We start from the raw sequence: 14,003 nt of genomic DNA on the forward strand, positions 1-14,003 counted from the left end.
TTGTGCATTGTTCGTCATTCGCTTGGCCAGGAGCCCGCATTGCAAAGTAAATACCTTGGAGTGGTGCTGGCCCTTGCCGTGGCACTGATCGGCGGGCCGACTACCGTGGCCACCGCCCAGCCTTTGGCACCGACGGCTGCGGTGAGCATAAGCACTGCCAAGGTGAAGGCGGTCAAGCAAACGACCGCGAACCTGAACCTGCGCAAGAACGCGACCGTGAAGTCGACTTCATTGGTGCTCATTCCCAAGAACACGAAGCTCACCATCCTCCGGGTCAGCGGCATCTGGTACCAAGTTACCTACAAGTCGAAAACCGGATGGGTCTCCGGCGACTATCTGACATCCGATTCAGTGGCGGAGTCCAAGGTCTACAACTACACGAAGGTATTCACCACGGTGAAGGCCAAGGCGTCGAGTTCCTCGGCGAGTGTTCTTTCGCTGCACCGCCAGACGAAGGTGGAGGTGCTGGGCAGGAGCGGTTCCTGGACGCGGATTATTTTCTCGGGGAAGACCGGATTTGTGCCGGCGAGCACCCTGGGCACGTCCAATCCCTCGAACGTGTATCGCTGGGTGAAGGGCAAGCAGCCCGTTTACCAAGCTGCCAAGTCCTCGGGCAAGAGGATCGGCACGCTTTCGAACAACACGAGGATCCAGTGGCTGCGGTCCTCGGGTTCGTGGCAGCAGGTGCGTACCGGTGCGGGGATTGGCTGGATCCAGTCCAGCAAGCTGTCCACCGCCGCGATCAAGCCGCCGGCCAAGGTCTACAACTACACGAAGGTGTTCACTACGGTGAAGGCCAAGGCGTCGGGTTCCTCGGCGAGTGTTCTTTCGCTCCACCGCCAGACGAAGGTGGAGGTGCTGGGCAGGAGCGGTTCCTGGATGCGGATTATTTTCTCGGGGAAGACCGGATTTGTGCCGGCGAGCAGCCTGGGCACGTCCAATCCCTCGAATGTCTATCGCTGGGTGAAGGGCCAGCAGCCCGTTTACCAAGCTGCCAAGTCCTCGGGCAAGAAGATCGGCACGCTTTCGGACAACACGAGGATCCAGTGGCTGCGGACCTCGGGTTCGTGGCAGCAAGTGCGTACAAGTGCGGGGATTGGCTGGATCCAGTCCAGCAAGCTGTCCACCACCGCGATCAAGCCTCCGGCCAAGGTCTACAACTACACGAAGGTGTTCACTACGGTGAAGGCCAAGGCGTCGGGTTCCTCGGCGAGTGTTCTTTCGCTGCACCGCCAGATGAAGGTGGAGGTGCTGGGCAGGAGCGGTTCCTGGACGCGGATTATTTTCTCGGGGAAGACCGGATTTGTGCCGGCGAGCAGCCTGGGCACGTCCAATCCCTCGAACGTGTATCGCTGGGTGAAGGGCAAGCAGCCCGTTTACCAAGCTGCCAGGACCTCGGGCAAGAGGATCGGCACGCTTTCGAACAACACGAGGGTGCAGTGGCTGCGGTCCTCGGGTTCGTGGCAGCAGGTGCGTACCGGTGCGGGGATTGGCTGGATCCAGTCCAGCAAGCTGTCCACCGCCGCGATCAAGCCTCCGGCCAAGGTCTACAACTACACGAAGGTGTTCACTACGGTGAAGGCCAAGGCGTCGGGTTCCTCGGCGAGTGTTCTTTCGCTGCACCGCCAGATGAAGGTGGAGGTGCTGGGCAGGAGCGGTTCCTGGACGCGGATTATTTTCTCGGGGAAGACCGGATTTGTGCCGGCGAGCAGCCTGGGCACGTCCAATCCCTCGAACGTCTATCGCTGGGTGAAGGGCAAACAGCCCGTGTACCAAGCTGCCAAGACCTCGGGCAAGAGGATCGGCACGCTTTCGAACAACACGAGGATCCAGTGGCTGCGGACCTCGGGTTCGTGGCAGCAGGTGCGTACCGGTGCGGGGATTGGCTGGATCCAGTCCAGCAAGCTGTCCACCACCGCAATCAAGGTTATTCCTCCAACGACGACAGTCACTTTTAGTACCCCGCGCTGGACCACTGCGAATCTCAACCTCCGCTCCGGTGCAGGAATCGGCTATGGTTCCGTGGCTGTAGTTCCCAAGGGTGAGCGGGTCCTTCTTGGACGTTCCTCGGGTGGCTGGGCCAATGTCAAGACCAGCAAGGGCACGGGCTGGATAAGCGCTGGCTATCTTTCGACCGTGGCGCCAAAGCCTCCGGTAGTGAAGCCGAATCCACCGAAGCCCGATCTAGTCACCTTCAGCGCCCCGCGCTGGACCACTGCGAATCTGAATCTCCGCTCGGGTGCAGGAACCGGCTATGGTTCCGTGGCTGTGGTTCCCAAGGGCGAGCGGGTCCTCCTTGGCCGTTCCTCGGGTGGCTGGGCCAATGTCAAGACCAGCAAGGGCACGGGGTGGGTGAGCGTAATTTATCTGTCCACCGTGGCGCCGCCGCCTCCGGTAACCACCCAGTACCGGTGGGCCGCCGGCAACGTTAACCTGCGCGCCGGCAATTCGACGGTGTACCCGATTATGGGCTTGGTTCCCGCCGGGGAACGTGTCACCTACCTGCAGTCCAAGAGTGGATGGGCCCGCGTGGTGACTAGCCGAGGCACCGGATGGATGAGCGAGGATTACCTTTCCACGAAAGCAGTGGCAACGCTCCAGCCGGATACCATTGCGGTCAATGCGGCAGTGAAGCAAAGGTATGCGGGCTACGTTTCAGCCTATGGCGGTGTCCGCGCCGGCTCCGTCGGCCACAGCAGCGGCGTGGCCACGGACCTCATGATCAAGGACTACAAGAGCGCCCAAGGTATCAGGAACGGCGATGAGATTGCCCGGTTCCTCATTGCAAACCGCGAGTCGCTCGGCATCTATTACTTGATTTGGAAAGACAAGATCTGGTTGGGCCCGGCAAAAGGGTGGGAAGAGTACTCGAAATCCGGCAAGTACGGCAATCAGTTCGTCAACAACTGGAACGATACGACGCGACATCTGGACCACATCCATGCGGAGACGTACGGAAATTCCGGGACCGGTGCACCGCTGGTGAAATAGTGCCCGCACGATGGTCCCAAGGATGGGCGCGCACCCCGGATGTCATCCAGCGCGGGTATTTAGTTCTCGCAGGATGGCCGCCTGAATCAGCCGGTCGCGGATCTTTGGCTCGAGAGGCCGTCCGGCCATCGACATGCCATGGCCGATTTTTTCAACCTTGCGCTCTGCGCGTGCAATGATGCCGTCGATCTCATTCTCGGGAAGTGATTCTATGTACTCCCAGATCAGTTGTTCGTGGGCAGAGCTGTCACGTGAACCGGTGAATTCGTTTCCAGCCACGGCTCGCCTCCTCACCCCCAGTCTGGCATTGGAAGGTGAAAGGCACCACCGTGCCCCGCCTTGTAGAATTGACAGTGGTGTTTCGCGGTATTGGCTCGTGTCCATGTCACCGAGCAAACCCCCATATGGGGAAATCTGCCCGTCGTTCCACCACCGATTCTCTTGATAGGACCACACCACCATGAGCTTGATCCGGCTAAACGATGTCAGCGTCCGATTTGAAAACAACCAGATCCTGCGCGAGGCATTCTTCAAGCTTGAAGCGGGGGACAGGGTCGGGCTTATCGGCAGGAACGGTTCGGGCAAGTCCACCTTGCTGAAACTGATCCTTGACCAAGTGGAGCCGGACGCGGGCACCGTGGCGGTGGAACTTGGAACAAAGATCGGCTACTTCTCCCAGTTCTCGGAACTCAACGGGGCGTCCACCATCTCCGAGGTGCTTGACGAACTCTTTGCCGAGGTCAAGGCGATTGAAGCGGAACTCGCCGAGATCGATGTGGCCATTGCTGCCGACCCCAAGGCCGATGAAATGGATCGGTTGATTCACCGCCAGTCCGAACTGTTTGAATCCATGGATCGAATGGATGGATGGGATTACCCCCGCTCCATCGACACCGTGCTCACCAAGTTGGGCTTCGACCAGGCCCACCGGGTTTGCCCCATCGATTCCTTGTCCGGCGGTTGGCGGAACCGTGCTGCACTGGCAAAGATCCTGCTCGAGGACCCGGATGTGCTGCTGTTGGATGAACCAACTAACTTCCTCGATGTTGCGGGTGTTGAATGGCTGGAGAACTGGTTCAAGTCCTTCAAGGGCGCGGCAATCATCGTTTCGCACGACAGGAAGTTCCTGGACTCGGTGGTTACCAGGATCATCGAGGTCGAGAATTTCCACCTCCACGAATACCCGGGAAACTTCGCCGAGTACGTGGTGGCCAAGCAGTTCAAGCTCAAGTCCCTTGAGTCCCAGTTCGTTCACGAGTCGGAGCTCCTCGCCTTTGAAGCCGAAGGCATCTCCGACCGCCGGGAAGCAGCCAAGGCTGCAAGCAAGGGCCTGGACAACAAGCTTTCCAAAATCAAGAAGTCACGCGCCCCGCGGCCCGTGGACAAGATCATCACCGAAATCTACGGTGGCCTGCACATCAAGGACACCCTTTGTCGAGTTGAGGGCTTGTCGAAGTCCTATGGGGAGAAGACCCTTTTCACTGACCTCAGCTTCGAGGTCCGCCGTGGCAACCGCATGGTGATCCTCGGTGCCAACGGCAGTGGCAAGTCCACACTGCTCCGTGTGCTGACCGAACAGGAAAAGCAGGATTCGGGATACGTCACCTGGACCAAGGGTGCCGCGGTGGTTTCCTACAACGAGATCCTGGACGAACTGGATCCAAACGATACCGTCACTCACGCGGTCAATGCCATGCCGAATTCCCTGGCGTTCAGTGCGACAAAAAAGTCGGTGAACCGGTTCCTGGCCATGTTCCAGTTTTCCGAGGCCGACTTGAAGAATCGCATCGGAAATCTGTCCGGCGGCCAACGTGCCCGTGTGGCCATGGCAATGTGTCTGCTCTCTGGAGCCTCGGTGCTGATTCTGGATGAGCCCACGAACCACCTGGACATGTCCAGCACCCAAGTGATGGAACGAGCGCTGCTGCATTTCCCGGGTGCCGTGGTGGTGGTCAGCCACGACCGATTCTTCACCGAGAAGATCGCCAACCGCTATCTCGTGTTCGGAACGGAGCACGCGAAGTCGGGCGAAGTCGCGGTGCGCGGCGCCTGAGCGCTCTTTGGCCTTCGTTCGGGGTTGCGTCAAGTCCCGGACGTCCCAAAGGACAGCGACACGTAGCCAGCTACGTGTCGTTGTCCGTAGATCTTGTTCGGGCCGCTGGACATCACCGCTCCAGTGGGCAACCCGAAACCCGTGTTCCTTCACCCTTGGCCGTTTCCTCCGGAATCATTCCTTTGACGCGATCAACGAGGTGCTGAACCTGGTGGAACCGTTGCGCCGTGAACTGCAGACGGTGGGCGTTGCCTGTTGGCCCCAAACGCTTGAAGCGTGGCCCCCGGGGCATGGCGCGTGCGGGCTCTACCGCGCCTGCGTCGTGGGCAGGATGCCTGAGCCTGCCGCCGGGTGGCACCACGATGGTGTCGCCAACCCGACGGCCTAATTCGGTGGGCGGATTTCAAAACGATGGCGGATCCCGGGCCGGGCGATAGCCGCGTTTGGAGACTGGGAGCATGGCTGGGATGGTCCGAGCCACGTATTGCCCCGTAAGCCAAGTGTCTGTGACTATGCGCACAGTGGCCCGGATTTGTGCCGTAACATCGCCCTATCGAGCCGGGATTATGACGGGGCGGACGATATTCTGGTATCTGGCCCGTCTCAATCCGGTCCAAGCATCCAGCCCACTGAAATAGCAAAGGTGCCACCCCTGTGTCTGTAAACAAGCCAGTCGTCCTATTGGCCGAAGAACTCTCGCCCGCAACCGTTGCGGCCCTGGGTCCCGATTTCGAAATTCGCCAGACCGACGGTGCGGACCGCTCCCAGTTGCTGTCCGCGATTGCAGATGTTGACGCCATCCTCGTGCGCTCCGCAACCCAGGTCGACGCAGAAGCCATTGCGGCCGCCAAGAACCTGAAGATCATCGCCCGCGCGGGTGTGGGTCTGGACAATGTGGACATCAAGGCAGCCACCCAGGCCGGCGTCATGGTCGTGAATGCCCCGACCTCCAACATCATTTCGGCAGCCGAGCTGACCGTGGGCCACATCGTGTCCCTGGCCCGTCGCATTCCCGCTGCCAACGCATCGCTGAAGAGCGGCGCATGGAAGCGCAGCTCCTACACTGGCGTGGAACTCTTCGAGAAGAAGGCCGGCATTATTGGCCTGGGCCGCATTGGTGCGCTGGTCGCTGCCCGTCTGCAGGGTTTCGGTATGGAAATCCTTGCCTACGACCCCTACATCACCCCGGCACGCGCGCAGCAGCTTGGTGTCACCCTGGTGGATCTGGACGAACTTCTGGCCGAGTCCGACTTCGTGACCATCCACATGCCCAAGACTCCTGAAACCGTGGGCATGCTGGGCAAGGAGGCCTTCGGCAAGATGAAGAACTCCGCCTACGTCATCAACGTGGCCCGTGGCGGCCTGGTTGACCAGGACGCGCTCTACACCGCACTGAAGAACGAGGAAATTGCCGGTGCCGGCATTGACGTCTTCGTCCAGGAGCCGAGCACGGACCTTCCCTTCTTTGAATTCGAAAACGTCACCGTCACCCCGCACCTGGGAGCCTCCACGGATGAGGCCCAGGAAAAGGCAGGCGTTTCCGTGGCCAAGTCCGTTCGCTTGGCCTTGGCCGGCGAACTGGTCCCTGACGCGGTCAACGTTGCGGGAGGCATCATTGACGAGAACGTCCGCCCGGGCATCCCGCTGATGGAGAAGCTGGGACGCATCTTCAACGCGTTGACCGTTGGTTCCCTCACCAGCATCGACGTGGTTGTTGCCGGCGAAATCGCCTCCCTAGATGTGAAGGCGCTGGAGCTTTCGGCCCTCAAGGGCGTCTTCATGGACGTTGTCTCCGACCAGGTTTCCTACGTCAACGCCCCGGTGCTCGCCGAACAGCGTGGTGTGGCCACTCGTTTGGTCACCACCCCGGATTCCCCGGAGTACCGCAACCTGCTCACGGTCGCGGGCGCTTCGACCGAAGGCACCCAGCTTTCGGTGGCCGGCACGCTGACCGGCCCGAAGCAGATCGAAAAGCTGGTCGGCATCAACGGCTACGAAATCGAGATCCCGATCATCGATCACATGATCGTCCTGCGCTACGCAGACCGTCCCGGCGTCATTGGCACCTTGGGCAACGTGTTGGGTGAGCAAGGCGTGAACATTGCCGGCATGCAGGTGGCCCGCAAGGAAGAGCGCGGCGAGGCTGTCGCCGTGTTGGCCATCGACTCGGCCCTTCCCGCCGGCGTCCTGGACATCGTGCGTGCCGCCATTGGCGCCACGGTTGCCCGCGAGATCAACCTCGCGGACTAACGTCCCGTAATCGTCAAAAATTAGCGTGCCCTGCACGCCTCCCGGGTACCTCTTGGAACGTCTTGGAAGAGGATACGGGTTGGCGTGCAGGGCACGTTTTTTTGCTGCTGGCAGCGAGCAGGTCGTCGTGGCTGAGGATCCACGACTTTGGGACGCCGACGGCGAAGTGGCCCAGACCAAGTGCACGCGCCGCTTGAATGCGTCAGGACCTGGGTCAATCTGGCAAATGACCAGAAAAGGCGCAGGTGGGCCGCGCGTTTCCCAAGGGCATCCTTCGCACCGCATAGGATTGAAGGATGATGTCTCAGAGCGCCATATTCGTCGATGCCAGTTTCCTGCTAGCCATTGGGGGACACCGTGCCTCGGGAACAACATTGCGTGCCGCTTTTACGGTTAACTACGAAGCCCTGATCGAAGGGATCCTCAAAACAGCCAAGGATTCCAGTGGGTTGGAGAACCTGAGGATCTATTGGTACGACGCAGCCAAGGATGCCATCTTTACGGATCAGCACAAACGCATCGGATTGATACCCGGCGTCAAGGTGCGGCTGGGCCGCATTTCGTTTAATGGCGAACAAAAGGGGGTCGACCTCAAACTGGGTCTCGACCTGGTTGGGATTGCCCGGAACCGCGCCGCCTCGGTTGCCTTCCTTGTTTCCGGTGACGATGACCTCGCCGAAGCCGTCGAGGAGGCCCAAGACCTGGGTATGAAGGTTGTTCTCATCGGCGTGGAGAAGGCCGATCACCGGCTGGGTGTGGCATCCGTTGCCGAACACCTTGCCTTGCGGGTAGACAGCATCATTACCCTGCCCGAAGAACTCATCAAGTCTTCGTTTGTGAAGGCAGTGTCATGGGATCCGGAACACGCGAGTCATTCGGCTGCTATCGCGAGTGCTGCCGCTGCCTCCAGGGAAGCTCGCACCGATTCGGTGTCAGCACCGATAGCCCCGAAGCCAGGCATGCCGAAGGTTCCCACACCCGCATTGCTGAGCCAGCGACCCAAGTTTCAATCGACTACCCAGGCCCCCGCCCCGGCACCGGCAGACTACCAATTGGTTTACAGCTCGACAAACCAATCTTCGGGGTTTGCGGGGGCAACTAGTGCCGACCGTAGCGCCATCGAGGTAGCCACGGAAGTGGGCAGCAGCGTGGCGACCAATTGGCGGGCAAGCACGACTGAAACCGAGCTAAGAGACCTTCTTGCAGACCGTCCGCTCCTTCCCCCGGAAATCGACAGGGTTCTACTCAAGGACTGTGCCCAACGACTCGGCGAATGGAAGACCGATTTGCAGGATATCCGCCGCGCCTTGCGGGTGGCCTTCTGGGAGCAACTCGATCAGCTCACATAGGGGTCCCCGATGGGCGTATTTGGGCCAAAATGCGATAGATTTCTATGGTGACTTCTGAGCAGACTCCGTTTTATATCACCACGGCCATTTCCTACCCGAACGGCGTTCCCCACATTGGGCACGCCTACGAGGTAATCGCCACCGACGCCATGGCACGCTTCAAGCGCCTTGACGGCCATGACGTATTTTTCATGACGGGTACCGACGAGCATGGACAGAAGATGCTTCAGACGGCCGAACGCGAGGGAATCACCCCGCGTGAGCTGGCACAGCGCAACTCGGATGCATTCCAAGCCATGAACGACGAGTTGGGAATCAGCTACGACCGATTCATCCGCACCACGGACACGGACCACTATGCGGCAGCCCAGGCCATCTGGAAGCGCATGGAAGACAATGGCGACATCTACTTGGACAAGTACGCGGGCTGGTACTCCGTGCGCGACGAGGCGTTCCACCACGAGGATGACACCGAAGTACGTGAGGACGGCCTCCGCTATTCAAAGGAGACCGACACCGAGGTGACTTGGACCGAGGAAGAATCATACTTCTTCCGCCTGTCCTCGTACCAAGACAAGCTGTTGGAACTCTACAAATCGCAGCCGGATTTTGGGGCTCCACATACCCGATTCAACGAAGTGATTCGCTTCGTTGAACGCGGTCTGGAAGATTTGTCGATTTCGCGCACCACCTTCGACTGGGGCGTTCCGGTTCCCGGAAACAAGGACCACGTCATGTACGTGTGGGTTGACGCGCTGACTAATTACCTCACCGGAACGGGATTCCCCGATGTTGAGTCGGAGTCATTCAAGAAGTACTGGCCTGCGGACGTCCATGTGATTGGCAAGGACATTTCCAGGTTCCATGCGATCTACTGGCCGGCATTCCTGATGTCTGCAAAGTTGCCGTTGCCCAAGCGCGTGATGATTCATGGCTTCCTACACAACAATGGCGTGAAGATGTCCAAGTCCCTAGGCAACGTCGTGGCCCCCGCCGACTTCGTTGCCCAGTACGGACTTGACCAGGTCCGCTACTTCTTCCTGCGCGAGGTGCCGTTCGGGGCCGACGGAAGCTACAGCCACGAAACCATTGTGGGACGCATGAATTCTGATCTGGCGAACAACTTGGGCAACTTGGCCCAGCGGTCGTTGTCAATGGTCGCGAAGAACTGCGGGGGAGCGGTACCAACCCCTGGTACGTTCACCGAGGAGGACCAGCAGATCCTGGCTGCGGCCGGCAAGCTGCTTGAAATCTGCCGAGATTCATTCTCACGCCAGGAATTCAGCAAGGCGTTGGAAGCCATCTGGACGGTTCTGGGCGACACGAACGCCTACTTCGCCGACCAGGCTCCGTGGGTACTGCGGAAGACCGATGTAGCCCGCATGGAAACGGTCCTCTATGTAACACTCGAAGTTGTCCGTCGCGTTGCCCTGCTCGTTCAGCCGGTGATGCCAACGGCCGCGGCTTCGCTGCTGCATGTATTAGGGCTGAAAGAAGGAGTCGCGCGAGATTTCAGTGCGTTTCAGACCGATCTAGCCCCAGGTTCTGAACTTCCTGTTCCTTTTCCCATTTTTCCAAAATATGGTGTCTAGACACCCCAATAATTAATATCATAGATTGTGCCCGATAGAATTAGAATCATAGTAAGCTATATGTAGTTCCATAAAATGCATGTATCTAAAAAAGATAAGACCAACGGAGGGTCTGGCGTGAAAAGATTTCCAAGTTTAGTGTTATCAAATCGGTCTTTGCCCATGCTCAGAGATCATTTCGTCGAAAATTATCTATATATCGTCTCTTCGCAAAATACTGTATCCGTAGGCGGATTGGAGTTCTGGGGATTCCAGGGTTGCGGTGTATTCGACAAGAGTTTCGTGGATTCCACGCAGTCTCTTTGCGACGCTTGGTTGACTAGTTCAATTGATTCTGGTTTCGAGAATGCTTTTGGACACCACTTTCGAGGTGCAGGGATAGCCTATGTTCGTGATCAGCGCTCTAATTACTTCTATATTTTGCCAGACTTGCTTGGAGAGGCAATTCTGTACAAATACGAATTCGATGATGTTGTCATCATATCAGGCGATCTACTAGAGATTGAAAGAATAACACGATTAATAAACGCGCCTCTGACCAAATCGTTAGATTACTCGCTTGAGCTAACGATTGCTTCGAATGGAGGACTAAATAAGTCAACCTACGTCGAAGTAACGTCATTTGATATTTTTGAATATTTGATTGTTAGTTCTCGGAATATTAACGTAAAGAAATATAAGGATTCGCGGGACTTCTTTGATTCCAAGGAAGAATACTCTTCCCTACTTGAAAAAGCAGCAGACGAAATTCGCGCTAACGTTGCGGCCGCCGCGAATAATCATGACCATCGGCACGTGGCACACCTAACGGGCGGATTTGATAGTCGACTCGTTCTCGCTGCTGCTCAGGCCTCAGGCGTTGCGGATAAATTCGTATTCTATTGCGAGGGCGATCCGGTGCATGAAGATACGAAGATTGCTGAATCTGCGGCAGCGCGTGTAGGCGCAACCATGACTCTCGACGTCGGTACACCGGCGGCATTTGCCCCGCAAGATTTCGGAGGCAAGATGCTTGGGCCACTACTCGTTTCGAGTGGTATGTTGGCCATTGGGCCACATCGCGGCCACAGAGAGACCTCGCTTACACTTCTTAGTGGAGGTTATGGGGAAACTTTTCGATCATTTTACGGTGCTCGAATCGGCCCGGTCGAATCTAACCAGACACTTACTGCCGAAACGTTTGGCAATAAAATCTGGAGTCCGTATCTCTTTTCGACTGATGGTTCGGGTTTATTTTCTGCGAATTTTATTGACGATCTGAGTCTCAAGCTGGAATCCGAACTCGATAAGGGAAGAAAGCTCGGAGTTAAGGAAGATGATCTTTCCGATTTCCTTTATCTGCAGCTAAGAAACCGGTATTTTGTTGGCATAATAACATCAAACTGGAATAGATTGGTGAACAGATTTGACCCACTTTATTCCCCATCTGGGGTTAAATTAGCGTTTAAGCTTTCCTTGCAAGAGCGTATGGACAATATCGTTGGCTACGATTTAATGCATATTCTGTGCCCGGAACTTTTAGATGTTCCGTTTGATTCAAAAAAATTTGGTGATTCCGTTACACGCGAACGTGGTTATTCCGACCCAGTGGACTATAACTTTGTTCGTCCAAAATTCGATAAGCGAGCGAAACCAGTTGTTGACGCAATCGATACTCGAGTGTTGCCGATACCGGCAGTCACACAAGATGACATAGCGTATGCAAAAAAGATTAATGCACGGGCTTCCCAAATCGCTGGCAGGGCTCATGTGCGGGATGTCGTGAATAGAATTCTGCGTAGATACACTTCTGCTGAACTAGCAACGAGATTCAATAGTGAAGAGTTGGCTCTGCTGCGAATGAGACCGGCAAATACCCGTATTAGAATTAGGACGCTTTATTCTTTATTTGGGGCGCTCGCTTGGTTGGCCGACGATGTCGATCTCGGAAGAGTTTCGTTGAATCCGTAGTCAAGACGTATTTGATAATACCGAAAGAATAATTGTGAACGTTAATACTATATCTGGCCTCAAAGAGGAGCATCATGATTACTATGGACTTCCTTTAGTTCACCAGCGCGGCCTAAATTCACTTCGGTTCACTGGACAAAGAACCGCTGTCCATACGGTTCCGCTCCAGAACGGAAAGACTCTCGACTTTTATGCTTCTCTGGGTGCCAGCGACGAACTGTTCGTCGGATTTCATGGCGCAAATTCCCTTAGTAGAAACTTCTACCCACGGTTCGAGCGCGTACAGTCCTTAAAGCAACTCGTGCCAGCCTTTATTGCGTTTGCAGATCCCACTTTACTCATCAGTTCAAATCGTGAAATGCACCTATCCTGGTTTCTAGGAGGACCCGGGTGGGATCCCCTCCTCGACGTAAAAAAAGTGATTAAAAAAGCTATCGGTAAATGTGGGGCAAAGCACGTTGCCTTTATCGGCGGTTCTGGTGGCGGCTTCGCTGCGCTGAGAGCGTCAAGTTGGTTTCCCGGCTCTATGGCGTTTGTGCAGGAACCACAAACCGTTATTGCTGACTACATTCCGAGCGTCGTTGACAAATATTTCAGAACAGTGTGGCCTGAGTGGATCCAAGAATCTCTTCTTGAGTCGTTCCCAGAACGTTTCAATATGGTCGAACATTATCGACAGGCCAATCCTGAGAATTTTGTTTATTACACGCAGAGTATTGCCGACCCGTTTCATGTTGAAAAGCACTTCGAGCCGTTCTGCGCTGCGATGGGTATAGGAAGTCACGGCGGGGATGGGCCGGCTGGTAACCGAGTCATGAAGCTCTACGAAGGTGAAGTGCAAGGACATGGGAAACTGACCAGCCAAGAGTTCAACTCTTTCTTCACCGACTCATTGGCTAGATGGCGGGAGCAACGTTAAAATGATTGTCGCTTGTGTCCGTTCTAGCGGTTCTTGATGCGAAATCGTGGAAACCGCGCCTGGGCCCGAATGTGGCATTTCGACATTGGGCGTAGTGACCAGGTGTTCAAGCCGGTTGGAAGTATAGCGTGTTCGACAATATCCATTGTCGGAAGTTGTCGTCGTTGGCGTAGCGGCGTGACCGATCGACGTGACGTTTTCGGGCTCTCGGATATTAGGGGCCCGTCGGTAGTCGATGAAAAATTGAGGCAAGGTGGTCCTGCCGTTCCGGCGAAATGAAGACATGAGACTCGTTGTCCACGAAGTGCTGAGATTCAGTGTCCACGATGTATCGAGATTACACACCGGGTCATCAGAATCGCAGTTCCAATTGTCCAGAGGGATGAGTACCACGTCGTCACCACGTCGACGGAATGGCGATACCAACGGACAGACAGCTGTTTTGAACAGATGGTTCTGATGATTCCCGCCAGGTGCTGGTGGACTCCGCAATCCCGAGGCGGACTTTCTTGCCGGTCACCAATCAGATCCCCTTGCGCTCCAGACTGACCACGAGGTTGGTTGGGGAGATCATCGAGTACGCCACCCACGCGTTGAGCGCGCCCACCGGCATCACCAAGGCGCACGACTCCTCCCTCGCCCACGGTCATGCGCAAGTTGTTTGTGACCGAGCAGATCGTCCTGTATGTGGATCAGCGCCTGATGCCCCGGTTCGACGTGGACGATTACTGCCAAATAGCGCTTGTTGGAACAGCAGTACCGACTCGTCGGAACAGCAGTTCCAACAAGCGCTATTTGGCACCGCCCGAACACGATGGATGAGGGGTTGCTGCAGCGCACCGCCAGGACGTTTCTCCGCAGGCTAATCGAGCCCGTCGAATGCCTCCACAACTAGCCTG

Annotated in this window: 9 protein-coding genes; 8 read left to right on the forward strand and 1 reads right to left on the reverse strand. The window is 56.6% G+C overall.

The genetic code is table 11. The annotated features are described in order from the left end of the window. Positions 1-39: 39 nt before the first annotated feature. Positions 40-2,991, forward strand: coding sequence for an SH3 domain-containing protein (locus tag OIU93_RS07275; RefSeq protein ID WP_264269414.1), 2,952 nt, complete (start codon positions 40-42; stop codon positions 2,989-2,991). A 42-nt stretch (positions 2,992-3,033) separates the two neighbouring features. Here the strand turns inward: OIU93_RS07275 and OIU93_RS07280 are convergent, their stop codons facing one another. Beyond that, complete coding sequence (locus tag OIU93_RS07280) at positions 3,034-3,270, reverse strand: hypothetical protein (protein WP_264269415.1); 237 nt, start codon at positions 3,268-3,270, stop codon at positions 3,034-3,036. Positions 3,271-3,451: 181 nt separating this feature from the next. Here OIU93_RS07280 and OIU93_RS07285 point away from each other — a divergent pair, with 181 nt between their 5' ends. The 7 genes from OIU93_RS07285 to OIU93_RS07315 all read left to right on the forward strand — a co-directional run bounded on the left by OIU93_RS07285 (position 3,452) and on the right by OIU93_RS07315 (position 13,104). Then, positions 3,452-5,044: an ABC-F family ATP-binding cassette domain-containing protein gene (locus tag OIU93_RS07285; protein WP_264269416.1), complete on the forward strand. Its 1,593-nt coding sequence runs from the start codon at positions 3,452-3,454 to the stop codon at positions 5,042-5,044. Then, positions 4,929-5,432 (forward strand): acyl-CoA reductase, encoded by a 504-nt coding sequence (locus tag OIU93_RS07290; RefSeq protein WP_372342881.1) that lies wholly within the window; start codon positions 4,929-4,931, stop codon positions 5,430-5,432. The genes OIU93_RS07285 and OIU93_RS07290 overlap by 116 nt, the downstream gene beginning before the upstream one ends. Before the next feature lie 266 nt (positions 5,433-5,698). Next, positions 5,699-7,294: a phosphoglycerate dehydrogenase gene (serA, locus tag OIU93_RS07295; protein WP_264269417.1), complete on the forward strand. Its 1,596-nt coding sequence runs from the start codon at positions 5,699-5,701 to the stop codon at positions 7,292-7,294. 296 nt (positions 7,295-7,590) lie between these two features. Further along, a complete protein-coding gene (locus tag OIU93_RS07300) occupies positions 7,591-8,643 on the forward strand; it encodes an NYN domain-containing protein (protein ID WP_264269418.1) in 1,053 nt (350 codons plus the stop codon). Positions 8,644-8,687: 44 nt separating this feature from the next. Continuing rightward, positions 8,688-10,235 carry a methionine--tRNA ligase gene (gene metG, locus OIU93_RS07305; protein ID WP_264269419.1) on the forward strand — a complete coding sequence of 516 codons (1,548 nt, stop codon included), beginning with the start codon at positions 8,688-8,690 and terminating at the stop codon, positions 10,233-10,235. A gap of 117 nt (positions 10,236-10,352) precedes the next feature. Next, positions 10,353-12,185: a hypothetical protein gene (locus OIU93_RS07310; protein WP_264269420.1), complete on the forward strand. Its 1,833-nt coding sequence runs from the start codon at positions 10,353-10,355 to the stop codon at positions 12,183-12,185. A 34-nt stretch (positions 12,186-12,219) separates the two neighbouring features. Continuing rightward, positions 12,220-13,104: a hypothetical protein gene (locus OIU93_RS07315; protein ID WP_264269421.1), complete on the forward strand. Its 885-nt coding sequence runs from the start codon at positions 12,220-12,222 to the stop codon at positions 13,102-13,104. Positions 13,105-14,003: the final 899 nt, after the last annotated feature.

The organism is Paeniglutamicibacter sp. ZC-3 (assembly GCF_025847175.2).
Lineage (GTDB): Bacteria > Actinomycetota > Actinomycetes > Actinomycetales > Micrococcaceae > Paeniglutamicibacter > Paeniglutamicibacter sulfureus.